Origin of the sequence: Geodermatophilus bullaregiensis, from assembly GCF_016907675.1 — a bacterium.
GTDB classification, from domain to species: Bacteria; Actinomycetota; Actinomycetes; order Mycobacteriales; family Geodermatophilaceae; genus Geodermatophilus; species Geodermatophilus bullaregiensis.
In genome coordinates this window covers 4,052,487-4,077,805 of record NZ_JAFBCJ010000001.1, presented here as the reverse complement: position 1 = coordinate 4,077,805, position 25,319 = coordinate 4,052,487, and the positions used below count along the sequence as shown (strand labels likewise).

The window sequence follows — 25,319 nt, the reverse complement described above, 5'->3', positions numbered from 1 at the left end:
GTCCTTACCGACGCTGCACGAGAAGGTGGATTGGCCGCCGTGTTCGTAAGGTGATCGACGGCATGAGGTCCGGTGGGGCCAAGCTCAGCAATTCGTATCGACGGACGACGGCTCCGAGGACGAGCCTGATTTCACGCAGGGCGAGCCGTTCACCGATGCAGCGCCGCGTGCCCAGGCCGAAAGGCATAAACCCGGCGGCCGGTACGCCCGCTAAGTCTCCGTTCAACCAGCGTTGGGGCCTGAAGGACGCTGGATGCGGATACCAGTCTTCGCGATGGTGGAGGACCCAAACAGGCACCAAGACCTGCGCGCCAGCCTCGATCTTATAGCCCGCCAACATCGTGGGGCGGATTGCCTCGCGCCCCATGGCCCACACAGGTGGAAACATCCGCAGCGACTCTTTGATTGCGGCGTCCAACAGAGGCGTCGCCACGTCCCCGCACAAGGCACCGATTTCCTCGGCCTCCACCGTTCTCCTGAGCTCTCTGGCCACTTCCTCTTGCACGTCCTCGTGCTTGGCCAGGAGCCAGCAGGCATAGCCGAGGGCGAGAGCCACAGTCTCGTGCCCCACGAGGACCGTAGTTAGCAGCTCGTCGATCATGCGCCGAGCGGACTCAGTCTCGCTTTCCTCGGAAAAGTGAGCGCGGAGCAGAGCCGCGAGGCCATAGTCGGAGGAGGAGTCGAGCGCCTCCAACGACGGCGTCAACATGTGCTGGAGCTCTACCATCGCCCGATGCGCTCGCTGGTTCGCCGGCGTGGGCACCTCTGGCGGGATCCGGATCCCGGTCCCGCCGATACCAAGTGCATGGCGCATAAGAACGTCGAGGTTGCTGGCGATAAGATCCGCGTCGGCAAGATTGGGCAGCCCCATGACTGTGTTTAGCAGGATACGGAGCGACAATCCTGCGGTCCATGCGGAAAGGTTCACGTGCCCGCACTCCGGCCACTCGCCGAGGGCGCTGTCGCATGCATCCACCATCGCGTGGTCATAGCGAGCTGCATGTGCCCTGCTAAAGGCAGGAAGGATGGCGCGGCGCCGCGCCTGCCACGTGGGCCCGTCGGAGACGAGAAGGCTCTCGCCCAAAGCATCGGCCAGTCCCCGCGAGAGCCGGTCCAACGTATATGACCGCGCATCTCGGATCAGGACGGAGGACACTTCCTCCTCGCCGCTCACCATGTAGACGTCCAGGCCACGGACCTTGAGGTAGACCAGATTGCCATAAGTTTTCTGGGTCCTCGCCATAAAAGTCAGCGGATCCGAGGCCACTGCCATCGTGTTGCCGACCAGGGGAAATCCCCTCGGTCCTGGCGGTCGGTCCCGCATGCGCCTTATAGGGGCGGCCCCGGTCCCCGACTTGTTGTGGACAACGGAATAGACGTTAGCCTGGGCTGACCTGGCCACGGCCTCCTCCAGGGGATTTTATCTTCTGGATCCAGGAAGACCAACATGCGTCGGGATGATTCGGGGCACCTCCTTCGAGTAGGCGGCATAGCGATCCCCAAAGATTCGTACGAGGCGTCGGTCTTCCAGCCTGTTGTAAATGAGGCCGTACGCCACGTTGAGGGAGGCGATGGCAAACGCAGTGGGATGGTCGCAGATCAAGGCGAGTCCGAAGGAAACGACCACTCCGGACCAGAAGAGCGGATGCCGGACACAGCGGTATGGGCCAGTGCGTACCGGAACAAACGAGGTCGGATACAAGAACTCACTAACGAAGCCCACACGCGCCGCACCCAGCACCCGCCAGGCGCTAAGGAATAGCGCGGTGCCCAAACAGAGAAATAGCCAACCAGCGGTGGCCGTCACCCATTCAAGCAGTCCGCGAGGGACCGATGGCAACACGGAGTTCGACCGGATGACATCGCCGTTCAAAGCAGGCCGGAGCATTTGCGAGAAGCCGACGGTGATGCCTGGGAATATGTCGCGTGCGAAGGCTTGACGGTACGCAAACTTCTTGCCTAACAGGTGACGCCGATCCTTCTCGAACACGAAACTGTGCCAGATGGTCCAGAGCGCCCAGACCACGGCCACAATGCCCACACTAGCTCCGCCACTCAGGCCGCAATTCGCCTCGACGGCTGCCTGTGCCGCCGCGATCAGTACCATCGCGACGGTAAATCCCAGCCAGATACCCACGGCCGCTGCAGCGCGCTTCGTCCGTCCTGTGACGCCGAGTGCGTCCAAGAGTTCACTCAACAGCTGCTCCCAACCGTCAGAGCTGGTCGCCAACCATTCCCAACCACCACCGTAGGGGGCGGGCAACTTCACGCGCCGAAAGATGTTCTGCTCAGCTGCGGGATAAATGGCACTGAGTAGCGACGGAGCTCAAGGCTGATCCAGTCGCCAACTAATCCGCGGTTCCTAAGCCTGCCTGCATCTGGACATCGAAGCCTGTCACCGTAGCTGGGTCGCGGTGCCGGCGCTGAAAGTTATCGCCTTGCAGGCGGTGACGTGTTTTCCACGGCCGCACCTCCCAAGATCAGCGGCAGAAGGTTCCCGACGTTCGGGATGACCGCTCGGGGTAGTCGGGACCGTACGCTGGCCATGGAGTCGAGGCAATGGGAAACGCCCTCGCATCGCATGACGATGAAGCCGAGGATTGCACAAGAGCACAAAGACTCTACATCGGTTCGTGCAACGCCCCCTAGCCGGGGGCAGGGACCAAGCACTACCGCGACTCGACTGCGGAAGCACGGTGGCGGAGATCCCCGCTCGGCGCCCCTGAAGCGACTGTTGCTAGTCCCGGGAAGAGACCCTAGCGATGCACCACTCTCCGCTAAGCGGTGATCATGTGAACCGAGGACCGCCGGTCCCCACTCTGCCATCGCCTATCGCGCATGTGTTCGTAGGCCCGCCCGGTCAATCGTACTGATTACGCCTTTGAAGGCCGCGGGCACCTCCGCCGGACAGTGAGGCATTCCCAGTAGCCGAGGGCTGGCAGGTCAGGGACACGCCGAGGGCGGTCAGATGACCGGAAGGAGCGCAGGACCTCGATAGGAGGGGCGTCCTTCCACAGATGTCCAGCTGCACCGAGGTCCTGCTGTGGCCGATCCTGTCACCTACACCGCCGTGCTTCCGGTCGCCGAGGAGACCGTGCTGTTCGTGTCCGGCCTACTGGCCGCCGAGCGCCGTCGCCGAGGTACGCGAGGCCGACGGCGGGCGCTGGGCTGCTACCGACAGGCGGTGCTGGTGCTGTGCTGGTTCTGCGATGCCACCCGGCTGGTCCAGCTGGCGGCCGACAACCGGATCGGCCGGTCGACGGCCTACCGGTATCTGCGCGAGGGCATCGAGGTCGTGGCCGCGGCCGCACCGGGGCTGCGCGGCGCGCTGCTGGCCGCCCGCGCCGCCGGCCACTCCCATGTGACGGTGGACGGCACGCTGATCCGCACCGACCGGTGCTCCGTCGCCGGACCCGCTGCCCGTGCCGACCGACCCGAGCGCCGGGTCGACTTGTGGTGGTCGGGCAAGCACGCCGCCCATGGCGGCAACATCCAGGTCGTCGCCGCTCCCGACGGCTGGCCGATCTGGACCTCGGGCGTGCGGCCCGGTCGCGAGCACGACACCACCACCCTGCGCAGCCACGCCGAGGCGCTGCCGCTGCTGGCCGAGTGGGCCGATGAGGACCACGCGGCGCTGGCCGACCTCGGCTACGAGGGCGAGCGAACGGCACTGACCACGCCGATCAAGCACCGCACCGGCCGCCGGCTGACCGACGATCGGCGCACCGTCAACCTGCTGCACGCGGCCACCCGGGCCCCGGCCGAACGCGGCAACTCGCTGCTCAAGACCACCTTCAAGGCTCTGTGCCGGGTCAGCCTCTGCCCCTGGCGCATCGGCGCCATCACCGCCGCTGCTCTCGTCCTGCTCCATCACGAGCACAGCCGCACCACATGATCATCGACCGAGGCGAGCCGTTACTGGGAATGGCTCAATGCCACAACTTCCCCGGGTCGCCGCCGCCAAGCTGGTATGCCAGCTGACGTCTCCTCGGGAGAAACTCGGGGAGGCCGTCCTGGGAATGCTAGGCGTTGATCCGCAACGGTATGCGCGCATCCCCGTTCTGACCTCGACCTGGAATGGACGGATCGGGCAGACCTTAGTCGGTTGCGTCCCTTCGCCGCCGCGCAGCACAGCACCCGCCGTGGACCGGGCTGAGGCCCGACCTGGGCAGGGCTCAAACAGCTGTGCCAGGTGGCGGCCATGTGCGGCGGGCCGGAATCAGCCAGCGAGCCACGCGTAAGGCGACACGAAGTTTCGGGTCACCGGGCGCGCGGATCTGCGCGATCAGCCCGGCTGTGCTGCGCTCGATGGACCCTTGGGCGTCCGCGCTGCCCAGTGGGTCCTTGAGCCGGTCGGCGTTGTACCAGGCCATCCCTCGGACCACCCGTATGCCGTAGTTGCTGAGCAGCTCGTCCTGCTGTGTGAACAGGTGGTCTAGGCCAGCCAGCGCCCGCCAGTAGCGGGTCGCCAGGCCGCTCTGGACGGCGTCGATGGAGGCGGCGAGCACGTCGTTCATTCGATGAAAGTCCGCGATGCGCGACCCGCCATGCTGTCGGCCTCTAAGGTCTAGCAGGGCGAGTGGCAGGTCGTAGGACATGTGCGCCATCATCGAGAAGAGGACGTCCTCGAGCACGTACGAGCGAGGAGTGCTTGACGCCGCGTACACGTCGCGCCACGGCTGAGGAACGCTGTGGGGCAGGTCGCCGGGGTGGGCGGGCCGGTGAGGACGGGCCGTGGCGAGGCAGCTCTCAAGGCCGTCCATGGCGCTGAAGTACCGCTCCGCCAGCGCCACGGAGAGGTCCGCGACCCAGTCCGGGTCATTGAACGCCGGCTGCCCCTCAGCCAGTGCCGCAGCCAGGGTGCGCGTCAGGCGCAGGTACACGTAGGCGAACGGCGCCCGGTGATCGCGCTCCGCGTCGTACCGGTACAAGTAGGACTCCAGGCGGTCCGCGACCGCCGTCACCTTCGCCTGCGCAGGGTCGGCACCAACCCCATCGGCTCCCCTCACGCGCACCGGGTCCGTGCCGGTCATCGCGACAGCCGCCGGATGCGGTCTCCAACACGCACGGCGTCCTCCGTTGCGATCGCCCAGGCCGACGTTAGGGTTCCTGACAGAGCCCGGCGGTCTGCGCTCACGTCGTACGTCGCCGTCCACGGTGCTCCCAGCAGGGGCATGTAGTAGGTCGAGGACATGCCGCCGTTGCGGATCAGCGCGGGGTAGGTGAACGACCGGGTCAGAATCCTCGGGATCGGGCCGAAACGTTCGGCTGCGTGAACCGACACCCCTGTGCCGTCCGGGGCGAGTTCGTAGCGTTCGTCCAAGTCGTACAGGGTGATTCCCAGCCGTGACAGGCGGACCCTGTTGAGTGCCGTACCGAACGGTCCCTCCTCGGGTCGGGGCATGATCACAGACCGCAGACGGGCTCGCCCGGTGAGGCGCTGGGTGAGGGCCATTGCCGCGACCAGCACGAGATTCCGCACGCCGATGCCGCTGCGCAGGAGTCCGCGCCAGTCCGTGACGCGAAAGCTGAACGTCCCCCGCCACGTCCCCGCGCCGATCTCGAAGTAGTAGACGTGGCTCGGTGCGCCCGTCGGTTCCCGAGCGCTAACGTGCCGGACCGTGGAGTGTCCCATCGCTGCCTCCTGACGGCGTGCCCGATCCAAACCGGACCTGACCGGTTTGGAGTCATTCTGCGGCACGTTCTGCCGCCTGCATGTGGATGCATCCGTCGGGTCTGCCGCTGCCACCATGATCGCGGATCGAAAGTGAACCACCGAGGCTAGGACCGACGCACCACGCGAGCGTCACGGTGGTTCCTGACGGTGACGCCTCCGGGAATGGTGCAGCCGGTCGGCGGTCTGAGCTCGTCGGCGAAGTGCTGGCATGCGAGGGGCCACCGCGCGGATGTTCTGCGTGTTCCCACCAGGGGTCACTCAGAGGAAGGCCACGCGATGGCCCAGGACCAGCCTGCCCTGCTGGAGCTCTCGAGGCAGTCGAAGCCGCCGACGTCGACGACCGCATCCGCACCGCCACCGAGACGCTCCACCAGGCCCTGTTCGCAGTGGTGACGGAGGCCTGTCTGCACGGGGGTGGGCACCCGCAAGGTCGATGACCCGGTCCGCGCGCTGGGCGCCGACACCGGCATCAGCACGTCTCAGGTCAGTCGGATCTGCGCCGACCCGGATGCCGAGGTCGCTGCCTTTCCGCGACCGCAGCCTCGCCGACACCGCGTTCCCGTACGTGTTCCTCGACGCCACCTACGGCGAGGCTCGGGTCAATCGCCGGGTAGTCTCCCAGGCGGTGGTCATTGCGACCGGGGTGGCCGCCGACGGGCACCGCGAGGTCCTCGGCTTCGCCGTCGGCGACTCCGAGCACGGCGTCCTGGACGGCCCTCCTGCGCTCGCCGAAGGCCCGCGGCTTGGCCGGTACCCCAGCTGGTCATCTCCGATGCCCAACCGGGCTCGAGGCCGCGATGGGCGCGGTGCTCATCGGCACCAGGGAGGCCCGAGACGACCTGCTGGCCTTCACCGCCTTCCCGGTCGTCCACTGAAGGAAGATCTGATCGGCCAATCCTCTGGAGCGGCTGAACAAGCGTCATGCCGTCAGCCCTTCTCCTTTCCTTTCGTGCCGCGAGTCCTTCCGTGCCGCGAGCGGTCGACGCGGTGCGTGCCGTCGACATCGCCGTGCGGAATCCGGTCATGGCTTGTCGACCGCAGACATTCGCGCTTTCCAGCCCGTTGACCGAGTGCCTGAGGTGGCGTCAGGCTCGGCCTCATGTCCGGGCGCATGAACGCCGCGTTCCCTCCTCGCCTCAGTCCCCTGGATGCCTACTTCCTCGACGTCGAGCCTGGCGGACCGGCCATGAACATCGGTGGACTGATCGTGCTCGAGCGGCCGGACGGCGTCCCCGCCCTCACCACCGAAGCGCTACGAGCGCGTGTGCTGCAACGGCTGCCCCTGCTACCGCGGCTCCGAGCGCGAGTCACCCCGGTCCCCTTCCACCTCGCCCAACCGGTGTGGGGCGACGACCGGCATTTCGACATCGATCGCCATGTCCGGGCCGGCCCGTTGGACGATCCCGACGGAACGGGCGTCGCGTGGTCCCGGATCCTGCGTGCGGTCGAGCACACGCACCACGAGCCACTGGACCGTGCGCATCCGCTGTGGGACATGACGCTGCTGCCCGGGACCGCGCCACGGCAGCAGGTGTTGCACGTGCGGTTCCATCACGCGCTCGTGGACGGAATGCGCGCCATGGCCCTTGCGGTCGCGCTGTTCGACCGACCCGAGGACTACGTCAAGGTGGTCCAGGTACCCGCCCCTCCACCGGTCGAGCCGTCGGCGACGGACCTGCTGACAGCGATCGTCGCGGAGCGCGGCGTCCGGCAGTTGCAGCGCGGTCTCGACCTCGTGCTCGGCGCGCTCGACCCTCTGGCCCAGCTGAGGCAGGAGCAGCGCACGGTCGAAACAGTCCTATCCTTCCTCGGCACACCTGACGCACCGAGGGCATCGCTGAACGGCCGGGTGGGTCCGGAGCGGCGTTGCCGGACAGCCGTTGTCCTCACGAGCGATGTCGCGCGGATCCGCCGTCGCCACCATGTCACAGCGCACGACGTCGTCCTCACACTCATCGCCGGGGCTCTGGCGCGGTTGTTCGCTGCTCGTGGGGAGCCGGCGTCGTGGGTCCGTGCCCTCGTGCCGATGGCCCGTCCACTGCCCGCGACGGATGAACCCTTGGGGAACCATGCCTCCATCTGCTTCGTCGACCTGCCCATTGCACCGGGGCGGGACGACGAACGGCTGCGCGCCGTGGCGGCGGCGGCGGCTGCGGCGAAGCACTCGCCTCAGCTGCGCAGCGGGGCAGAGTTCGAAGGACTGACCGACGAGGCCCCGCCGCTCGCGGCCGCCTGGATGGCCCGAGCGCTGGCCGATGATGTGCACGTCAACCTGGTCGTCACTTACCTGCGGTGGAGTCGCCGCATCCCCCCGCTGCTCGGGGCGCAACACATTGTGACCTACCCCCTGCTTCCCCTCGCCCGGCGCATCGGGCTGTTCATCGGCGTGGTCGAGGCCGGTGGGCGCCTGGGTCTCGCTGTCACGACCGATCCGTCGATCCTCCCGGAGCCGGGTTTCCTCGCGCACGCCTTGCGCGAGACCGCGGCGTCCCTTCTCCGCTGACCGGGGCGGGCGGGGGTCCGGCTGGCTCCTCGCCTCCCTCGGTGTCCGCGAAAGGCCCGGTCGCCGACGGCGGTCCGGGCGGTGCCGACTCGTGCCGCGGCGACTCCGGGGGCAATGCCCACGCGGAAAGGATCAGCGAGAGGCCGGGATGCCCGTCCACCTCGACAGTGCTGGTGTAGATCCGGCCGGCCCGGAACAGCTGCGGCTCCAGGAGCACGCGGAGGGACACCGCCGCCACTGCACCGGGAGCCAGGATCAGCGACGCCGGCTCGATCACCACCACCGGACGGAACACCTCGCCGGCCGGGCCACGGAAGGGGGCGACCACGAGGGTGGTGGACACCGCCGCGTCCTGCTCATTGGTCAGCTCGAACCGGGTGTCGGCCCACTCACCAGCGCGCGCGCTCAGCTCCACGTACACCGGACGCGGAGGCTCGGGAGGTGGAGCGGACAGTCCGTGCAGCAGCTGCTCGTAGAACCCCTTGGACCACTCGGTGCCCAGAGCGGCCAGTTCGCCGTAGTAGCGGATGGTCGAATCGGCCGCCCGGCGGAAGAATCTCGCCCCCTGCTGGCGGGCGTACTCGACATACGCGCGATCCACAGCCGACTGGTCCAGTACCCCTTGGACCACGAGTTGCCGCACCTCGTTGTGGGCGGCCACGTTGCGCATGTTCTCCGCGAGGAACCGGCGGGACAACTGGGACAGGAGGTCGCGCAGCTCCTCGCCCGACCCGGTCCCACGCGGTCCGTCAGCAGCAGCCACAGTCGCAGGTCACTGAAACGGCCTCGCAGTCCCGGGGGAGCACGGCGACCGCGAGCCGCAGCGGCCTCCTCTCGCAGCCGGTGATCCGCAGGTCTGCATAGGCCACCAGGCACTCGTCGACGTCGGGGACCCTTCCCTCCAGCTGGCCCTCATGAATCCCCGTGGCCAGCATGTCGTGGACGTTGCGCTCCTCGCCGCCGTCCTCCAGTGGCCTCGTCGCGACGGTCCGGACCACGACCACCACTGCCAGCTCCCCGCACGGAGCGATGGTCCCGGCTCCCGGTGTCACCAGACCCACCACTGGCGCCGGTTGCCCGCCGCGGGTGGTCCACTGGGACAGCTCGAAGGTCACCTCCCGGTCACGCCGGCGATCGTTCTCCACCACCAGTGCGAGGACGCGCTGTTCTCCCAACCGCGTCCGGATGACCACGTCGGCGTCGCAGACGCTGCACGCGCAGGCGTCGCAGTCCTCGTAGCACGGGTGTTCGTCGCACTCCATGCAGCCGCAGGGGACGTGATGGCCACACGCGCAGCTCTCGCCGTGCCGCGCGCCGTACCGGAGCCCGGTCTCGGTCGGTGACCCGAACGTCCGCACGAGGGACTCCAGCCCATCGAGCACCCGGCGCGCCCCGGTGATGAGCTGCTCGGGGGACGGCGAGGGCTGGAGGAGGCCGCCCCAGCCCATGCCCGGGAACCCGCCGATGCCGCCCGACGGCGACGTGAGGGCCACCGGTCCGCGCCGGACCGGGCCGCCCGCGTGACCTGGCGGCCTGTCGTGGCCTCGGCGCAGCGGATGGCCGAGGGCAGCCATGTGGCCCATGTCGGATCCCCTTCGATCGGTGTGCGTCAGTCGGCGGGGCGCTCCCCCGTCTGGGGTTCGGACACGCCGTTGGGCCGCGCGGTGCTGACCACGGCAGGGACGATGACGAAGACGAGGTCAGCCAGCTGGAAGGGAGCTGTGCCGGTGTACCTGGTGTGCCGGTCGAGGGTGGACGGAACCTCGATGGCCAGGGTGATCGTCCGAATTTCGCCGGGTGCCAGGACGAATGGAGCGCCCTGCACGTGGACCCGGAGCAGCCCGGCGCGCTCCAGCGCCTTGTGCGCCTGCCGGCCAACCTCCACGAAGTAGCTCTCGACGCTCCGCTCCTCGCGAGCTGTCCACTCCTTCAGCGCACCGCGTAGCAAGCGGCAGTCTAGGCGCTCGTCGTCGAGCGGCACCCCGCCGATGTCGGTCACACGCAGGGGCACGTTGCCGCGGTTGCGCACGACGACGGTCTTCTCCTGCACCAGCTTCGGCGCGTTGTCCAGGATGAACGACGTGGGACGGATGTCGAGGGAGGCCACATCCATCACGGTTGCGACGGCGGCGACGCGCTCCCCACCGATCTCGATCTCGATCTCGTAGCGACCCGGCGGGGTGTGCCGGTCGAGGCTGAGCCTGACCGACACCTCCCCGGCCTCGCGGCCACGCAGCACGGTCGCGCGGGCGACACGGGCCTCGGCCGGCCCCTGAAGATCCGCAGTTCCCCCGAGGGTCGCGGCGAGGGCGTCGCACCTCGTCAGCATGAGCGCCCGCTCGTCCGTTCTCCGCAGAAACAGGCGCCCGGTGAGCGCGTGTGGGGGACCGACGAACTCGGCCGGCCGGTCTTGGTCGGCGGCGACGAGGAGACCGTCGGGGAGCAGCCGGCGCACTGGCGTTCGTCCGTTCCGCAGGCTCGACGCCATGTCGGCTCAGTCCCCGAGCGAGAGGCGCAGCCCGCCGCCGGCGATCCGTGGCCGGTAGCCCCAGGGCGAGCGTCCCTCGGCCGGCTCCCCGGCGAGCGGCTCGGTGAGACCCGCCGACCGCCGGTCAGCACGCTCCGGCTCCGCCGTCACCCGACCCCATACCTCGGCCGCGCGCGCGGGGACGTCGGTGACGATCATGCGACGGCGGCCAATGAGGTCGATGCCGAACAGCTCAACGCCCAGTGCACGGACCGATAGGTGGTGGTCGTAGGGCCGAGTGATGCACAGGCGCGGGACATTGCCGATCCCCGCGGTGACGCACAGGTCGACCACCATCGGCTTGACGTCCAGCGCCACGTCGCTGCTGGTTCTGACCGGCTCGGTGATCGCCACTTCCGAGCGGCTGGTCAGCTCCGTCCGGATGGGCTCGGTGACCGCCACTTCCGAGCGGCTGGTCAGCTCCGTCCGGATGGGCTCGGGCACGGCGATGCTGACACCGGTCTCGAGCGGTGTCCCGGTGCCTCCCATCTCGGAGCGCGTCTGCAGTGGTCGGTCAGTGCCGCCGAGCTCGGTCGTCGTCGTCAGGCCACCGGCCAGATCGAAGGAGACGGGGGCCCCCTCGTCGCCGGTGATCTTTATGTCCCCGCCGAGCTTGCCCTTGCCGCCACCACCAGGCATGAGCCACCTCCGAGTGAATCGCATCCCAGGGTAGAGGCGTTGCCAGCCGACCGGAACCCCCGAGGACCGTAGGGATTGCTTGGGCGATCGGCCGCGGGCATGCTGCCCCCGGGGGCGCACATGGCACACGATCGAATTCTGGTTGAGACGCTGCTCGCCGAGGCGAGGACGATGGTCAGCGAGCAGCTGACGACGGTGATCAACATCAGCCGACGCACCAGCTACGGCCCCCTGTACGACCTGGTCGCCGATTATCCATTTCGCGAGGGAAAGGGGCTTCGGCCGGCGCTGTGCCTGGCGGCGGCACGGGCCGCAGGCGGGCGGAGGGACCAGGTCCAGCTTTCCGCGGCGGCCCTCGAGTTGTTCCACAACGGGTTCCTCCTGCACGACGATGTCGAGGACGCCTCGGAGTTCCGGCGCGGTGCGGTGACGATGCTCCAGCAGTTCGGGGCACCGATCGCCATCAACGTCGGCGACGCGACACATGTCCTCGCCCTGCAGATGCTGCTCGAGAACACCAGCTGCATCGGACTGCGAAAGACGCTTCTGGTCCTGCAGGAAGTCGCGCGCATGGCGCGCGAGTCGGTCGAGGGCCAAGCCATCGAGCTCGATTGGATCCGCCGCGGAGAATTTGACCTCGACGATTCGGACTACATCCGAATGGCGCACAAGAAGACCTGTTGGTACACCGTCGTCGCCCCGCTACGGATTGGTGTCGTGTGCGGCGCGGATGCGGGTGTCGGATTTCCGCTGGCGCAGGAAATGCTGCCGCTCGTCGAATTGGGTCATGCGGCAGGAATCGCCTTCCAGATATCGGACGACCTGCTCAACCTCGAGGCCGACGAGAGCGTCTACGGCAAGGAGGCGAACGGCGACCTGTGGGAGGGCAAGCGAACGGTCATGCTGCTGCACTTCCTTCGGACGGCGGGGCCGGCGGCCCGCCGGCGGGCCGAGCGCATACTCGCGACGCCCCGCCTGGAGAAGACCGCGCGGGACGTCGCGTGGCTGCGTACGGCGATGGTGGAAGCCGGGTCACTGGAGCACGGCCGGGCACTCGCGCTCGACTTCAGCGCCCGCGCGCTCGAGATCGACTCCCGGCCGCTCAGCTATCTCCAGGCCAACGACGACCGCCGGTTTCTGCGGGAGGTGCTCACCTACGTCGTCGAGCGAGTCAAGTGACCCCCGTTGCGAGGGAGACACCAGATCGTGATCCGCCTGACCGGACCTGAACCGGAGAACTCGGCCGAGTCGCTCCGGCGCCTGCTCGAGCTGCAGAGCGACTTCGCCGCCCGCCTCTCCGAGGAGACCCTCCGTTACCTCCGCAACCTGCAGGGGGTGATCGGTCCCGCAACACCGGGCACCGTGGTCCTCGCCGAGCGCGAAACGGCACTCGATACGGAGGGTCGACCGGGCGGCACGGTCGTGCTGGCGGTCGAGGTGCTCAACGAGCAGGCCGTCTACGGCGTGGTGGCGCCGGCTCTCTCGCCACTGGTCTCCGGGCAGGGCGGGACGTGGTTCCCCCAGGCATCGGTCGACCCGCCGTACCAGCTTGTGGAGCCGCACGCCACGAGGAGGATCGCGGTGACCATCGCCGTGCCCGTCGACATCCCCCCGGAGACCTACCGGGGCATGATCCTGTTCCCCGGCAGTCCGAACGGCGTGGGCGTCGCGGTCCGGGTTTCCTCTCTCACGCCTCCCCCTCCGGTCCCCGACGAGCAGGCCACAGCGCAGACCGGCACCGGAGCGCCGGCCGCGCGACGCCGACGTGCCGAGCCGGCCGGAGCGTCACCCACTGAGCCCGTACCGCCGCGGACGGAGGACCCGACATGAGCGAGGACGAGGCCCTCGCACGGGTGCGGCTGACCGACGAGCCGGACGACGTCCCGAGGACGACCGGGAGCCTGGTGGCCTCGTTCGCCGCCCGACTCGGAGCGCTCGGACATGTGACCGGCGGCGAGGCGATCGGCTCGGAACTGGCCGGGTTCGCCGCCTTGGGACGGGACGTGGCACGGACGTCGGAAGGCGACCGCATGCGCCACATGCTGGCCGCCGGTCGGGTCGGGGCCAATGCCGAGGAGCTGTGGCGCGCCCTGCGCGTGGAGGACTGGCTCTCCCAGATGCCTCCGGCGCCCGTCCTGGATCATCTGCGCAACGACCTCGCGCTGCTCTTAGCAGACGACCTACCTGAGGTCCTCGCCTCCGCGCCTGAATCCGCGAGTGTTGCGGCAGCGACTCGACCCGAACCCCAGCCGGTCCACGCGGTGGACGTGCTGCTTGGGCTCTGGGCGTACGGACGCGAGCTCGTCCGGGCGGTCGGGACGATCGCCGGTGAGGTGGACACGGGAGTGGTCGCGCGGCCGGAGTGGGAACCGGGACCGACGCTCGACGGCACGCTGCTCCGATGACGGTGAGAGCCGAGCGAACCGTTGGGCGGTCGGGAGGCCCGCGGCCTCCAGGCTTCGGCAGCCAGGACGCGTTCTTCTACAAGGACTGGCTGCACGTCAACGTGGTCGACCAGGAGCGCGGCGCGGTGGGGCTTGTGAACGCCTCATTGCATGGTGATCCGAGGGATCCGCGGGCCGTCGCCGTCGGAGCGGCACTGCTGCACCTGCCGGGGCGAGGCTGGCTCGGTGGGGTCCACGTCGTCCCTCAGCAGGAGGCGGTAGTCGGTCACTCCGGGATCTTCATGGAGTCGGTCGCGGTGTCGGTCGACGGGCGTACTGGCACCGTGGCGGCGTCGATGCGCACCACCGAGCTGACCGGCGAGCTGATCGGCACACCGGCAGCGCCGAGCACGACGCTTCCCGTCCCCCTGCCGTTCGGCTCTGGGTGGATCGGCTGGTCGGTGACTCCCCGACTGCACCTGACCGGCAGCCTGCACGGGGCCGGGACGACGATCGGAACGCATGCGGCAAGCGGCTACCACGATCACAACTGGGGACGATGGCGGTGGGGCGACGACCTGGGGTGGGACTGGGCCGCGCTCCTGGCTCCGGAACCCGCCCCAGCGCTGGTGCTCTCACGGGCCACGGACCGCCAGCACTCCAGCACCGCGGATTGGCGCCTGACAATCACCGACGCCACGACGGAGACGACCTTCGCTGGTCGCCGCGTCGACGTCCGGACCGACGGCCGGATGTCCGGCCCCATCCGCCGGCTCCCGGGGGCGACGGCCGCGGCGCAGACCGGCCGCAGCCGCCCGGACCTTCCCTCACGATGGCAGGTCCGTGCGGTTGATGGGTTCGACCACGTCGAGGCCGAGGTGTGCGCCACGGCCGCCGCCCAGCTCGTCCTGGCCGAGCCCACCGGCCCGGGGTACAGCTACCTGCACGAGATCGCGGTGACCTTCTCGGCCGAGGGGCGGGTCAGAGGCCGCCGGGTTCGTCTCCAGGGGCTGGGCATCGCGGAGCGGCTGGATTGACCACCGCTCCCGTCGACGGCGCCCCGCAACTCGCGGACTGGATCCACGGGCTCGTCGCCAAGCTCGCCGGTGAGCCGGGCGCCGTCGCGCGGCTGCAGGAGGTCGTCGGGGACCGGAGGGCCCGGATCGCCCTGGAGAACGACGTCGTGGTCGTCGCGATGGCTAGCGGGACGGTCGTCGTGCTCCCCGACGACGCGAGCGTCGCTGGCTCCGGGTCGACCACTTCAGCGACGGTCCTCGCCCTGCTCGACGGCCGGCTGGATCCGACCGAGGCCCTACGGGACGGCCACGTGGCGGTCCAAGGGGGGATCGAGGACCTGACCGCCATGCTCCATGCCATCGAGATCCTGCTGGACGTCGCGACGCGCGTCCCCGCCATGCGATCTCTCGCCGGCGCCTTCCGTGCGTCCCGTGCGTCGCGGCTTCCCGTCCCCGGCGCCACCCCGCCGCCAGTGGCGGCGGCGGACGAGGAGCTGCGGATGCTGCGTCGACTGGGACTTGCCGACGTGGAGACGTGATGGCGCGGATCGGGTTGGTCCTGGGCGGGGGTGGCGTCGTGGCCACGGCGTGGCACGCGGGTGTGCTGACCGCGCTCCTCGAGCACCACGGTTGGGACGCCCGGAAGGCTGACCTCATCGTCGGTACGTCCGGCGGCGCGATCACCGCGGCCAGTCTGCGGGCCGACATCCCCCCGGGCGATCTCGCCGACGGCGCGCTGGGGCGGCCGCTGACGCCGGGGGCGGCCAGGATCCTCGGGCCGCTGCGGGCCGCCGTCCTGCCGCGCGGACCGCGGATCGCCTCCCCGACGTCGCGTTTCCGCCGCGGCAACGCGCTCGTTTCTCTGGCGCGCCGACCCCGACAGCTACGCGCTGGCCTGGTCGCCACGGCTCTCGTCCCCGTGGGACGGCTCTCGTCGGCCGACATCACCAATCTTCTAGACCTGCTTTTCCCAGCAGGCTGGCCGCAGGCGCCGCTGTGGCTGCCCGCGGTCCGCCTGCCGGATCTCTCCCGTGTCGTCTTCGGCCGGGATGGCCAGCCAGCCACGACCGTCGGCCGGGCCGCCGCAGCATCGTGCGCCGTGCCCGGCCTGTTCGCGCCCGTAGAGGTGCGGGGAGTCGACTATGTCGACGGGGGCGCGCACTCACCGACAAATCTCGACGTCGTCGTGGGTGCCGGCCTCGACCTGGTGATCCTCAGTGCCCCCATGTCCCGATGGCGGGAAGCGCCCGAGGGCCGACGGCTGCGCGCGGCGGCCCCGGAGGTGGGCCACTACGTGGCACGGGAGGCGCGGCTCGTCCGGCAGTCGGGCACCCGGGTACTCGTGTTCGCGCCCACGCGGGCAGCAGGAACCATCCTCGGACACGACCTCCTCGCCCCGACGCGGATGCGTACCGTAGCGGAGGCTGCCTACGCCGCGGCGCGGCGCCGACTGGACGAGCCCGAGGTCCGTCAGGATCTTGCGCTGACGAGGCTGCGATGAGCTGGACGGGCCGACAGGTCATTCTGAGTGGCTGATCGGGCGCATAACAACCGGTTCCCCAGATCCGTCCCGTGTCGGAAAGCGGCCGCAGTCAGAGCTGGGCTACCGGTCTGCACGCGGGGGCCCGTACCGCGTCATTCACCCGCTCCACGACGACCAGGTGCTGGTCCGGATCGTGTGCAGCGCACCGGCGCCAACGTCCACGACTAGAGGACGCGCTCGAGCCAATAGCCGATGAGTTAGCGGACGCCGGACAGCTGTGTGCGTAAGAGCTTGTCTCATGTGGATGAGGTCTGACCTGGTCGGTGTTGCTCCCGCTCGTGGGGGAACGGATCGGACAGACGCTGGTGCCCGACGGCTGGTGGGAGATCGTTGAGCCGTTGATCCCGTCGCAGACCGAGCGCCCGCAGGGCGGCGGCACCCGGTACGTCGATGACCGGGCGGTGTTCACCGCGATCGTCTACGTGTTGACCACCGGCTGTGCGTGGCGGCACCTCCGGCCGAGTTCGAGGTGTCCCAGGCGACCGCGCACCGGCGGTTCGTCGCCTGGACCGAGGCCGGCCCGTGGCGGCGGCTGCACCGAGCGGTACTGGATCGCCTGGGTGACCAGGCGGCCATCGACTGGTCCCGCGTAGTGGTCGATGCGGCCAGCGTCCGGGCGAAAAGGGGGGCCCACGGACCGGCCCGAATCCGGTCGACCGCGGCAAACCCGGCTCCAAGCCGCACGTCCTCACCGACGCCGGCGGACTGCCGCTGGCCGTGGCGGTCAGTGCGGCCCACACCCACGACAGCCTCGCCCTGATCCCGCTGGTGCAGGCCCTCCCCGCCATCCGCTCCCGACGGGGCCCGCGGCCACGCCGGCCGGACAAGTTGCACGCCGACAAGGGATATGACTATCCGCATCTGCGCACCTGGCTGCGCCGCCGGCGGATCGCCCGCGCATCGCCCGCCGCGGCGTGGAGACCTCCACCCGGCTGGGCCGCCACCGCTGGGTCGTCGAGCGGTCCTTCGCGTGGCTGACCGGCTACCGCCGGCTGACCATCCGCTACGAACGCTCCGCCCGGCTGTTCACCGCATTCCTCACCCTGGCCGCCACCTTGACCTGCTACAAGAAGCTCGCCACGTGAGACAAGCTCTAAGTAGCGAGTCGCCCCTCGGACACAGCCTCACCCCGGTGTTCCTGCAGGTTAGGAGCCCGAGGTGTCTTGCTGTCCGGGCCTGCGAAGCCCGCGTGATACTTCGCCCGGAATCGCTCGACGACATCGGTCTTGATGCGGCCGCGCGGAGACACGTCGATCCTCTGGCCCTTCGCCCAAGCTCGGACTGCCGCGGGGTCGATCGAGTCGGTGGTGGTGTGTCGAACAGCGACGCGGCCCTTGCTCGTCGAGCCAACCTTGCGCGCTGCGCTCACATACTTGGACAGTGCGTTACGGAACTCCGCCGCATTGTTATCTCTGAGGTCAATCTCGTACTCAGGGCCCGAGATGCCGAACTTCACTGTGTTGTTGGCGACTCCTCGTCCAGGTCGTCCACCAGCATGACATTGGTCTTGGTTGCCATACCCAACATCTTCCGGGCACCGACCGGAAAGTCAAGATGAGCCATACGGCCCATTGACCCAATCGGGCTGGCCAGACTGGCCAGTCAGTGCAATGAGTCCAGCCATTGCAGCCAAGACCTTCGAGGGTTCCGTCGCACCTTCGGAGCGTCGCGAAAGGGAACACTGCTTCATAGTCGACTGCGAACTCAGCGATCGAACGTATCACGTGAACAACGCCCCGGACATGAGCTGGCGGACTCGCCGCCTGATGATTGGCCCGACGGTCGCCAGCCACGAGCGCCTCTGCCTCGTTTACCAGGCCATGCTTGTTGTCGAGGCGACTGAGTCACGGGCTCCTACCAGGCATGGTCCGGCTGCGATCTCGCGTCGGAGTGGCGCTGTGCACGTCAGTTGCGCGGGAGGGTGGCTAGCCACTCCTTGGTGGCGTCGTCGATCAACAGATATTCCTGGAAATGGCCGAGCAGATCGTACGTGTTGGTGTAGAGAAACCGGGTTCCCCTGAAGCTGGCCTCGAGCGCGATTCGGTGGCCGCGCTGGCGGTAGCCGGCCATTACCGCGTCGTACTCGTCTGTGCTGTCCAACTGACTGGCGACGTGATGACTACGAAGGGCGAACTGGTCTGATCGCTCGGGCAGGGTGGAGGCGGAGATGGTCTCCACCAGGCCGCGACCGACCGCCTCGGCGGCCAGCTCGGCGGCACTCCGACGCGCCAGGGGGAACCCGGCTTCCGCCGGCAGCGCGCAGGCCAGCGCCTTGACCTCGGCCTCGACCGTGGGCGCGAAGCTGCGCCCCCGACCGGGTCGAGGCCGGTCGGCCAGCCCGGATAGCCCCTCGGCGCAGAACCGGGCCCGCCGATTTCTCACCGTGTCGACACAGATCCCTAGCCGGCGGGCGATCGCCGCGTTCGCCTGCTCGTCGGCGGCGCCCAGCACGATGCGGGCACGCTGCACGTCTCGGTGCGGGCACCGGTCGCCGCGGGGCTCGCGCCGTGAGCACCCAACGGTCCTCGTCGGTCAACGTCACCCGATACGGACTCGCGATCGCCATCGCTGGCACTCCCGTCTCCGGCGTCGCTCGACGGCGGCGTCCCGCCGTGCCACTACGAGGATGACCGGCGTGCTGAGAATCCCGAAGTCCACCAAGAACTCGCTGCACTGGCGGCTGGACCACCCGCGCTCGCGAACGCTGGCCGGACCTGGCCGAGGTGCGGATGCGCTACTGGGCCGGCTTCGCCTACGTCGACGGCGTCCTGCCCGACAGCGAGGTTCTCCAGCTGTGCCGATTGAGGTACGTCGGCTCCGCCACCCGCTGGGGCTTCGCCATCTACCGCGCCAGCCACGACGACTACGACGACACCGTCCTGCCTTACGGCTCACCCACCGGCACCGCCGAGGAGGCCCTCGCCCGATGAGCTCGCCGCCCTGCGCGGACAGCTCGATCTCGGGCAGGCTGGCCGGCTCCACGCGAGGTCAACGAGCCCCATGGGGCACCGGACCGCAGCCTCCTCATAGCGGCATCCGACTAGGCCAACCGCTCGCGTGACGACTCAGCACGAACCTGCATGAGGATTGGGGCTGACTCGACGGCGTCTCAGCCTCTACACTTGTCCGTCCGCACCGTATAGCTAGACGGGACGCCGGCCATGATTACTCATCGAGAGTCCATCACGATAAATCGTCCGGCCGAGGAGGTCGCTGAATACGTATTCGACCCGTCCACGATGCCGCAGTGGAGCGCGATCGTGCAGGAGGTGGAGCCCTTCCGCAGCAGGCCCCGAACGGCCTGGAGGACGGGAGATCGGCTTCGCTCCAACGTGAACCTCCTGGGCGCCAGGGTCGCCATGGCGGGCGAAGTCGAAGAATATGATGCGAATAATCGCCGCGCAGTTTTAAGAGTCACCCCGGCACGTGGTAACGGGACGACGATCAGGAATGAAGTGATCGTGGAAGACCTAGACGGCAGTTCCGTGCTGCACTTTGTGACTCACGTAGAACTGTCTAAGCCGCTCGCGGAACGCATCACGAACAGGTTCATCATCCGCAAGCTCGATCAGACCGCCCGGTATGGACTCTCGAACATTAAGGAAATTCTGGAGGAGGGCCAGGAGCAGACCATGGCCGACCTCGCCCGGGCGGTCTCGGAGGAAGCGCCGCCGGCGGAGCGCTACGGGGAGGACAAGTAAGAAGACGACGCAGGGCCCGCCAACCGCCGCAGGCAGGGCAAGGTAACGCCTCGCAACAGCCCTCTAGCAGACACGTACATCCCACGCCCCATCACGGCGCCCACCTTGTGGCGGCACCCGCAGTCTCGGAATGTCAGGACCATCCCACGTCGAACATTGCGACTAGGGGGACGAATGACGACGAAGACCTGGTGCTTGGCCCGCGCGCTCGTGGTGGGGACAGCTCTGTTGCCCTTGGTGTTGGCACCACTCCTGTTGACCGGCTGCAGTTCGGCGGAGGATGACCAGAGCGCACGAGAGTTGCGGGAAATTCAGTTCGTCCTCGACTTCTCGCCGCAGGGTCGACATGCCCCCTTCTACTTGGCTCAGGCCAACGGACATTACCGTGACGAGGGATTAGACGTTACGTTCCTGAGGGGCGAGGGTGATCTGTTCGCGGCGCAGATCGTCGCCGGCGGCAAGGCTACACTCGGCTCGGCAATGCCAGTCACCATCATAGAGGCGCGCAGCCAAGGGGTGCCCATCAAGTCGGTCATGGTCTATGAACACCGGTCGCCCCTGTCATATGCGGTTTGGAGTGATTCGGGCATCAACTCCCCGGCCGACTTCGCAGGCAGGCGCTACGGCGGCAATCCTTTCGGATCCGCGAACAAGGTGCTGCCGGCCTTCCTGCGGGCACAGGGCGTGGACCCGAGCACGATCGAGATGCAGACGGTGGATCCTTCCGCCCTCGTGGCAAGCTTCCTTGCTGGCCAGTTCGATATCGCGCCCGCGTTCCACGATGCGACGTGGCCGGTGTACCAGGTCAAGGGTGCCGAGGTCGGACGGACGCCCCGCGAGTTCCTTCTCTCCGATTGGGGCTTCGACTTGCTCGGCTATAGCGTCTTCGCCACCGACTCCACCATAGACTCCGATCCTGACCTGATCGAGTCGTTCGTCAGAGCGACGATCAACGGTTACGAGGATACAGCAAGCGATCCGCAGAGAGCTGTTAACGCCATCCTTGAGCAAGAGCCGACCCTAGACGAGACCCTCCTAAGGGCGCAGGTCGACAATGCCCTCGAGCTGATGAAGAGTGACCGATACGGATATGCGTCCCCTGAGGCGATGACGGCGACTCTCGTATCCGTGTCCCAAGCGTACGGTATCAGCGGGATCGACATCTCAGATGTCTTCAACAACAGCTTTGTTCCTTAGGCCATCTCGCTGCCCCGGAGGACGTGACTGTCGGTATGGCATGATACCCCTCACGGTAAACCTCCGCGGCGTCACGCAGGTGTTCGGCGGCTCGGGGGACGGCACGACCGCCATCCGTGGGATGGATCTCACGGTTGCACGTGGTGAGTTCTTGTCGATCATCGGTCCGAGCGGTTGCGGGAAATCCACGCTGCTCAAGATTATTGCCGGCATCATCCTCCCGACATGCGGTGAGGTCCTGGTCAACGGAGCGAGCGTCAATGGACCCGTCCGGGAAGCAGAACTGATGTTGCAGCGCCCCGTCTTATTGCCCTGGAAGACGGTCAGGGTGAATATCATGACACCGCTGCGGGTCCGCTTCGGTGCTCATTCTAGGGATGAGCTCCTGGCGAACCAACTGTTGGAGCTGGTCGGCCTGAGCGACTGGGCCGAGCGATACCCACAGGAACTGTCCCTGGGGATGCAGCAACGGGTGTCGCTCTGCCGGGCGCTGATCACAAATCCAACGCTTCTTCTGATGGACGAGCCGTTCTCGAGCCTGGATGAGATCACACGAGAGAGAATGGCTCTCGAACTTCTGCGCATCTGGGACGGTCATTACAGCACAGTCATCTTCGTCACCCACAGCGTCGCCGAGGCAGTACTCCTGTCCGACAGGGTCGTGGTAATGACAGGCACGCCCGGGTCGACTCGGGCGTCCTTTCTGATTCGTATCCCGCGTCCGCGCCGAGTCGACATGCTCGCAAGTGCTGAATTCGGTGAACTGGCAGGTCGGATCAGGGACGCTATCGCGATGGACGGGCCGTGTTCATGAATGGGCGTCCTACGGTCCTCCGGCGTCTCGGTTGGCGCTTTATGCCACTGCGGCGTCACGGCGGCATTTCACTGGCCGTCAAGGCCCTGGCTCCTACTCTGATCATCGCGGCGATGTGGGAACTGTATGCACGCCTGTCCCGGGTTCCCGATTACATCCTGCCGGCGCCGTCCGAGGTGTGGCTTAGCTTCACCCAGCACTACGAGGCGCTGGCGGCCCATGCCCTCGTGACCCTGCAGGAATCCCTGGCGGGACTTCTGCTCGGTGTAATGATCGGATCGGTGACCGCCACGGTGTTGTACAGTTCCCGTTCTTTGAGAACCGCTTTGATGCCTCTACTGATCATGTTCAACTCGTTTCCGAAGATTGCGATAGCTCCGGTCCTGATCCTGTGGCTGGGAACGGGAGTCTCGTCGAAGGTCGTCCTCAGTGCGTTGCTGGTGTTCTTTCCCATAACGGTGAATGTTCTTGCTGGCTTGATGCGGGTCGACCCTGAGCTCCTCGAGCTCTTTCGCTCCTGGAGGGCGACTTCCTGGACCATCTTCCGCATGATTCGAATCCCAACTGCTTTCCCTCATTTCGTCGATGGCGTCAAGGTGGCCATCCCTTTGGCCGTCATCGGAGCCCTAATCGGGGAGTTTATCGGTGCATCAAAGGGATTGGGGTACCTTCTGCTGCTGGCGGGTAGTAGCCTGGACGTCTCTCTGCAGTTCGCCGCTCTCATCACGATGGGGTTGATTTCATTGATCCCCTTTTATCTGCTCCGACATGTTCAGTCGAGAATTGCTCGTCGCTGGAGCTGGGGTGGTGCCGAGGGGTAGGTGAGGACGCAATGCTCACGAGGTCGGGTCGCAGACAGCCCCCATGGGCCAGGCTAGGCACACTCGTTACCGTGATCCAGCCACAGTTCTTCCACCTGTCCGCTTGGTCCGTGGTTCTCGGAACCGTCATTGCCTATGTGGAGTTCGCCTCACTCGACTTCGCGACATTCCTTTTCTCGCTCGGCAGCATTGCGTGCATCCACGCGGGCGTTAACTCGGCGAACGAGTACTTCGACTATCTCAGCGGCGCTGACCTTGCAGTGACGGAGGACATGCGCTTCGGCGGGGGGACGAGAGTGCTTCCGAGTGGAAGGCTGCAGCCGCGTACGGTGCTTGTTGCCAGTATGGTCTGCTTCGCGGTCGGCGCAGCGATGGGTATGTTTGTCGTCGTCCGCACGACCTTCTGGGTGCTGCTGTTGGGGGTCCTTGGCGCGTCGCTGGGCTACTTCTACACCGCGCCGCCGTTGAAGCTGGCCTACCGCGCTCTGGGCGAACTCTTCGTGGGCCTGGCCTTCGGTCCGCTGATGGTGCTCGGTGCTGTGTATTCTCAGGCGTCGCAGGTTGGCTGGGGCGCGATCGCCGTATCACTAACAGTCGGCCTTCTGAATGCTGCGGCAATTGTTTGCCACCGTTTTCCTGACGCGGAACCCGATGCACTCACCGGAAAGCGGACCCTGGTGGTCGTACTAGGCAAGGATGCCTCACGTTGGGTTGTCGCCACCTTGCTGTGGATTTCGCCTGTGCCGCCCGTGATCTCATATTTCCTCGGCGTCGTGCCTGGCCCGGTTGCGGTCCTCGCAGGTCTCACGGTCCCGGCAGTACTGTTGCTTGGGTTGCGCTTCATAGAGCGGTTCACGGACAAGCGGGCCGTGGAGCGTGTCGGTACGAGGATCATGACCTTGCTGTCTACCGTGCCCGCTGGCTTCTCGGCCGCCTATTTCGCTGCAAAGGCTTTCGGGTGGTAGCTTTCTTGGAGTGCCGCGTTGCGCCGCCTGCCGCCCGTGTTAAGGACACGGCCGGCAGGCGGCTGCGGGAGCCGGCCACACGCAGCGGTGAGTGGGCAGCGGCGCGTACCCAGTTCGGCTGCTTGGACTGGGGCGAGGGTCTCCTCACCGGGCGCACGGAGCGTGGGATGCGCGCGGCGAGCGATCCTGCGGTCACGGAGAGGGCCGTGCGGTTGTCCGGACCGGGCCGGACAACCGCACGGCCGCCCTGACCGGGTGCTGGCCGACAAGGCCTATCTCGCGGTCGCCCCTGGCGGGGACCCGGCCGACGCGACCTCGCAGGGCCCGATCGCGGACGCCGGTCCGTCGGCGGCCGCGGCCACCACGCTGCCGGCACGGATGTGTCCCGGCGGCTGTTCCGGGCCCGCTCACTGGCGGTCGCCGCCGGCACGGTTGCCGTGGCCACCGCCGGCACCGGCGCGGTGCTGGCCAACTCCGCACCCGTCATCCGCCGGGTGCCCATCGCCATCGCCGGCCTGGACCCGGCGCCGTTCGGGTACCGCATCGTCACCTTCTCCGACGCGCACCTGTCGACGACCTACGGTGGCCGCCGGTTCGAGCGGCTGGTCGAGACCGTCAACGCCCAGCGGCCAGACGTCGTCGCCGTCGCCGGGGACATGGTCGACGGCGAGCTCGCCGACCTGCGCGAGGAGGTCGCCCCGCTGGCCGACCTGGTCAGCGGACAGAGCACGTACTTCGTCACCGGCAACCACGAGTACCTCGTCGACACCGTCGCCTGGCTGCGGCACCTGCCCACCCTGGGCATCGACGTGCTGCGCAACGAGCGGGTGGCGCTCGGCCGCGGCAGCGCGACCTTCGACCTGGCCGGCATCGACGACCGCACCGCCGCGCGCTCCGGCGTTCCCGGGCACGGCGCCGACCTCGATGCCGCCCTGGACGGCCGGGACGACGCCGTTCCCCTCGTGTTGCTGGCCGACCAGCCGGTGCAGGTCGAGCAGGCGCGCGCCGCCGGAGTCGACCTGCAGCTGTCCGGGCACACCCACGGCGGTCAGCTGTGGCCCTTTGACTACGCCATCCGGCTCGACCAGCCCGCCGTCGAGGGCTTGTCCCGGCACCGCGACACCCAGCTCTACGTCACCGCCGGCGCCGGCTACTGGGAGCCGCCGATGCGGATCGGTGCGCGCCCCGAGGTCACCGTTCTTGAGCTCACCCGTGCCTGACGGCTTCCGTACGGCCCGCACCCCCGGGGTCGCCGCCCCGCTGCGCCCGCAGGTGCGGGTCCCACCCGGCGCCCGCCGCTTCCTGCCCGTCGCCGCCGCCACGTTCGTCGCCACCTGGGCGCTCGGCGGCTTCTACCAGGCCTTCGGCGCCACCGTGGCCGCCGACCAGCTGGGTACGACCAACGCCCTGGTTGCTGCCGGGGTGTTCGCCTCGCTGATGGCGCCGAGCGCCGCTGGCGGGCCGGCTGACCTCGGCGGCCGCACAGCGCGCCGGCATGGTCGTCTACCTCCTGGCCGTGGCCGTCATCCTCG

The 25,319-nt window shown here is 67.9% G+C and carries 24 protein-coding genes and 3 pseudogenes; 17 read left to right on the top strand and 10 right to left on the bottom strand.

Annotated features, from left to right (window positions below; translation table 11 throughout):
- Nucleotides 1–4 precede the first annotated feature (4 nt).
- Nucleotides 5–1,324 (bottom strand): cytochrome P450, encoded by a 1,320-nt coding sequence (locus JOD57_RS19535; protein ID WP_275582538.1) that lies wholly within the window; start codon nucleotides 1,322–1,324, stop codon nucleotides 5–7.
- A 96-nt stretch (nucleotides 1,325–1,420) separates the two neighbouring features.
- Complete coding sequence (locus JOD57_RS19530) at nucleotides 1,421–2,269, bottom strand: methyltransferase family protein (RefSeq protein ID WP_204693544.1); 849 nt, start codon at nucleotides 2,267–2,269, stop codon at nucleotides 1,421–1,423.
- Between the two features lie 748 nt (nucleotides 2,270–3,017).
- On the opposite strand from JOD57_RS19530, the pseudogene JOD57_RS19525 reads away from it, so the two are divergent.
- Nucleotides 3,018–3,895, top strand: a pseudogene (locus JOD57_RS19525) (transposase family protein).
- A gap of 280 nt (nucleotides 3,896–4,175) precedes the next feature.
- Here the strand turns inward: JOD57_RS19525 and JOD57_RS19520 are convergent.
- Together JOD57_RS19520 and JOD57_RS19515 are read right to left on the bottom strand one after the other, a co-directional pair.
- A complete protein-coding gene (locus JOD57_RS19520) occupies nucleotides 4,176–5,033 on the bottom strand; it encodes a DUF5995 family protein (RefSeq protein ID WP_204693543.1) in 858 nt (285 codons plus the stop codon).
- Nucleotides 5,030–5,635 (bottom strand): hypothetical protein, encoded by a 606-nt coding sequence (locus tag JOD57_RS19515; RefSeq protein ID WP_204693542.1) that lies wholly within the window; start codon nucleotides 5,633–5,635, stop codon nucleotides 5,030–5,032. The genes JOD57_RS19520 and JOD57_RS19515 overlap by 4 nt, the downstream gene beginning before the upstream one ends.
- 413 nt (nucleotides 5,636–6,048) lie before the next feature.
- Between JOD57_RS19515 and JOD57_RS25690 the strand changes: the two are divergent.
- Nucleotides 6,049–6,495 (top strand): annotated as a pseudogene (locus tag JOD57_RS25690) (transposase); the annotation flags it as partial.
- A 293-nt stretch (nucleotides 6,496–6,788) separates the two neighbouring features.
- Nucleotides 6,789–8,180: a wax ester/triacylglycerol synthase domain-containing protein gene (locus JOD57_RS19505; protein WP_204693540.1), complete on the top strand. Its 1,392-nt coding sequence runs from the start codon at nucleotides 6,789–6,791 to the stop codon at nucleotides 8,178–8,180.
- On the opposite strand, the gene JOD57_RS19500 is transcribed toward JOD57_RS19505, so the two are convergent.
- From JOD57_RS19500 to JOD57_RS19485, 4 genes are all read right to left on the bottom strand, one after another.
- Nucleotides 8,098–8,943, bottom strand: a complete 846-nt coding sequence (locus tag JOD57_RS19500) for a hypothetical protein (RefSeq protein WP_204693539.1) — start codon at nucleotides 8,941–8,943, stop codon at nucleotides 8,098–8,100. The genes JOD57_RS19505 and JOD57_RS19500 overlap by 83 nt on opposite strands.
- Nucleotides 8,930–9,562: a hypothetical protein gene (locus JOD57_RS19495; protein WP_204693538.1), complete on the bottom strand. Its 633-nt coding sequence runs from the start codon at nucleotides 9,560–9,562 to the stop codon at nucleotides 8,930–8,932. Before JOD57_RS19495 ends, JOD57_RS19500 begins: the two co-directional genes overlap by 14 nt.
- A gap of 227 nt (nucleotides 9,563–9,789) precedes the next feature.
- Entirely contained in the window at nucleotides 9,790–10,668 is an 879-nt protein-coding gene (locus JOD57_RS19490; protein ID WP_204693537.1) for a hypothetical protein, read from the bottom strand.
- Between the two features lie 6 nt (nucleotides 10,669–10,674).
- A complete protein-coding gene (locus tag JOD57_RS19485) occupies nucleotides 10,675–11,346 on the bottom strand; it encodes a hypothetical protein (protein WP_204693536.1) in 672 nt (223 codons plus the stop codon).
- 171 nt (nucleotides 11,347–11,517) lie between these two features.
- Here JOD57_RS19485 and JOD57_RS19480 point away from each other — a divergent pair, with 171 nt between their 5' ends.
- The 7 genes and pseudogenes from JOD57_RS19480 to JOD57_RS19450 all read left to right on the top strand — a co-directional run bounded on the left by JOD57_RS19480 (nucleotide 11,518) and on the right by JOD57_RS19450 (nucleotide 17,374).
- A complete protein-coding gene (locus JOD57_RS19480; RefSeq protein ID WP_204693535.1) occupies nucleotides 11,518–12,525 on the top strand; it encodes a polyprenyl synthetase family protein in 1,008 nt (335 codons plus the stop codon).
- Nucleotides 12,526–12,552: 27 nt separating this feature from the next.
- Nucleotides 12,553–13,176 (top strand): hypothetical protein, encoded by a 624-nt coding sequence (locus JOD57_RS19475; RefSeq protein WP_204693534.1) that lies wholly within the window; start codon nucleotides 12,553–12,555, stop codon nucleotides 13,174–13,176.
- Complete coding sequence (locus JOD57_RS19470) at nucleotides 13,173–13,751, top strand: hypothetical protein (protein WP_204693533.1); 579 nt, start codon at nucleotides 13,173–13,175, stop codon at nucleotides 13,749–13,751. The genes JOD57_RS19475 and JOD57_RS19470 overlap by 4 nt, the downstream gene beginning before the upstream one ends.
- Nucleotides 13,748–14,767 (top strand): hypothetical protein, encoded by a 1,020-nt coding sequence (locus JOD57_RS19465; protein ID WP_204693532.1) that lies wholly within the window; start codon nucleotides 13,748–13,750, stop codon nucleotides 14,765–14,767. Before JOD57_RS19470 ends, JOD57_RS19465 begins: the two co-directional genes overlap by 4 nt.
- Nucleotides 14,764–15,285 (top strand): hypothetical protein, encoded by a 522-nt coding sequence (locus tag JOD57_RS19460; RefSeq protein WP_204693531.1) that lies wholly within the window; start codon nucleotides 14,764–14,766, stop codon nucleotides 15,283–15,285. The genes JOD57_RS19465 and JOD57_RS19460 overlap by 4 nt, the downstream gene beginning before the upstream one ends.
- A complete protein-coding gene (locus tag JOD57_RS19455; protein ID WP_204693530.1) occupies nucleotides 15,285–16,247 on the top strand; it encodes a patatin-like phospholipase family protein in 963 nt (320 codons plus the stop codon). The genes JOD57_RS19460 and JOD57_RS19455 overlap by 1 nt, the downstream gene beginning before the upstream one ends.
- Before the next feature lie 332 nt (nucleotides 16,248–16,579).
- Nucleotides 16,580–17,374: pseudogene (locus tag JOD57_RS19450) on the top strand (IS5 family transposase).
- An 8-nt stretch (nucleotides 17,375–17,382) separates the two neighbouring features.
- Here JOD57_RS19450 and JOD57_RS19445 read toward each other — a convergent pair.
- Together JOD57_RS19445 and JOD57_RS19440 are read right to left on the bottom strand one after the other, a co-directional pair.
- Nucleotides 17,383–17,745, bottom strand: a complete 363-nt coding sequence (locus JOD57_RS19445) for a histone-like nucleoid-structuring protein Lsr2 (RefSeq protein ID WP_307824803.1) — start codon at nucleotides 17,743–17,745, stop codon at nucleotides 17,383–17,385.
- Nucleotides 17,746–18,194: 449 nt separating this feature from the next.
- Nucleotides 18,195–18,758 (bottom strand): helix-turn-helix domain-containing protein, encoded by a 564-nt coding sequence (locus JOD57_RS19440; protein WP_307824802.1) that lies wholly within the window; start codon nucleotides 18,756–18,758, stop codon nucleotides 18,195–18,197.
- A gap of 260 nt (nucleotides 18,759–19,018) precedes the next feature.
- Here JOD57_RS19440 and JOD57_RS19435 point away from each other — a divergent pair, with 260 nt between their 5' ends.
- From JOD57_RS19435 to JOD57_RS19405, 7 genes are all read left to right on the top strand, one after another.
- Complete coding sequence (locus JOD57_RS19435) at nucleotides 19,019–19,219, top strand: hypothetical protein (protein WP_204693528.1); 201 nt, start codon at nucleotides 19,019–19,021, stop codon at nucleotides 19,217–19,219.
- 231 nt (nucleotides 19,220–19,450) lie between these two features.
- Entirely contained in the window at nucleotides 19,451–19,990 is a 540-nt protein-coding gene (locus JOD57_RS19430; protein WP_204693527.1) for an SRPBCC family protein, read from the top strand.
- Between the two features lie 174 nt (nucleotides 19,991–20,164).
- Entirely contained in the window at nucleotides 20,165–21,187 is a 1,023-nt protein-coding gene (locus JOD57_RS19425) for an ABC transporter substrate-binding protein (protein WP_204693526.1), read from the top strand.
- Nucleotides 21,188–21,227: 40 nt separating this feature from the next.
- Nucleotides 21,228–22,001, top strand: coding sequence for an ABC transporter ATP-binding protein (locus tag JOD57_RS19420; protein WP_204693525.1), 774 nt, complete (start codon nucleotides 21,228–21,230; stop codon nucleotides 21,999–22,001).
- 41 nt (nucleotides 22,002–22,042) lie between these two features.
- Nucleotides 22,043–22,822 (top strand): ABC transporter permease, encoded by a 780-nt coding sequence (locus tag JOD57_RS19415; protein WP_204693524.1) that lies wholly within the window; start codon nucleotides 22,043–22,045, stop codon nucleotides 22,820–22,822.
- A 71-nt stretch (nucleotides 22,823–22,893) separates the two neighbouring features.
- On the top strand, nucleotides 22,894–23,787 hold the full coding sequence (locus JOD57_RS19410; RefSeq protein WP_204693523.1) for a prenyltransferase: 894 nt from the start codon (nucleotides 22,894–22,896) through the stop codon (nucleotides 23,785–23,787).
- 437 nt (nucleotides 23,788–24,224) lie between these two features.
- On the top strand, nucleotides 24,225–25,007 hold the full coding sequence (locus tag JOD57_RS19405) for a metallophosphoesterase (protein ID WP_307824801.1): 783 nt from the start codon (nucleotides 24,225–24,227) through the stop codon (nucleotides 25,005–25,007).
- The last annotated feature ends 312 nt before the right edge of the window (nucleotides 25,008–25,319 follow it).

Bases quoted from the DNA above. Each gene is read 5' to 3' on its own strand.
- JOD57_RS19515 (WP_204693542.1), bottom strand. From the start codon at position 5,635: ATGGGACACTCCACGGTCCGGCACGTTAGCGCTCGGGAACCGACGGGC.
- JOD57_RS19520 (WP_204693543.1), bottom strand. From the start codon at position 5,033: ATGACCGGCACGGACCCGGTGCGCGTGAGGGGAGCCGATGGGGTTGGT.
- JOD57_RS19425 (WP_204693526.1), top strand. From the start codon at position 20,165: ATGACGACGAAGACCTGGTGCTTGGCCCGCGCGCTCGTGGTGGGGACA.
- JOD57_RS19415 (WP_204693524.1), top strand. From the start codon at position 22,043: ATGCCACTGCGGCGTCACGGCGGCATTTCACTGGCCGTCAAGGCCCTG.
- JOD57_RS19470 (WP_204693533.1), top strand. From the start codon at position 13,173: ATGAGCGAGGACGAGGCCCTCGCACGGGTGCGGCTGACCGACGAGCCG.
- JOD57_RS19505 (WP_204693540.1), top strand. From the start codon at position 6,789: ATGAACGCCGCGTTCCCTCCTCGCCTCAGTCCCCTGGATGCCTACTTC.
- JOD57_RS19490 (WP_204693537.1), bottom strand. From the start codon at position 10,668: ATGGCGTCGAGCCTGCGGAACGGACGAACGCCAGTGCGCCGGCTGCTC.
- JOD57_RS19465 (WP_204693532.1), top strand. From the start codon at position 13,748: ATGACGGTGAGAGCCGAGCGAACCGTTGGGCGGTCGGGAGGCCCGCGG.
- JOD57_RS19485 (WP_204693536.1), bottom strand. From the start codon at position 11,346: ATGCCTGGTGGTGGCGGCAAGGGCAAGCTCGGCGGGGACATAAAGATC.
- JOD57_RS19535 (WP_275582538.1), bottom strand. From the start codon at position 1,324: ATGCGGGACCGACCGCCAGGACCGAGGGGATTTCCCCTGGTCGGCAAC.
- JOD57_RS19435 (WP_204693528.1), top strand. From the start codon at position 19,019: ATGCGCTACTGGGCCGGCTTCGCCTACGTCGACGGCGTCCTGCCCGAC.
- JOD57_RS19455 (WP_204693530.1), top strand. From the start codon at position 15,285: ATGGCGCGGATCGGGTTGGTCCTGGGCGGGGGTGGCGTCGTGGCCACG.
- JOD57_RS19430 (WP_204693527.1), top strand. From the start codon at position 19,451: ATGATTACTCATCGAGAGTCCATCACGATAAATCGTCCGGCCGAGGAG.
- JOD57_RS19420 (WP_204693525.1), top strand. From the start codon at position 21,228: ATGATACCCCTCACGGTAAACCTCCGCGGCGTCACGCAGGTGTTCGGC.
- JOD57_RS19480 (WP_204693535.1), top strand. From the start codon at position 11,518: ATGGTCAGCGAGCAGCTGACGACGGTGATCAACATCAGCCGACGCACC.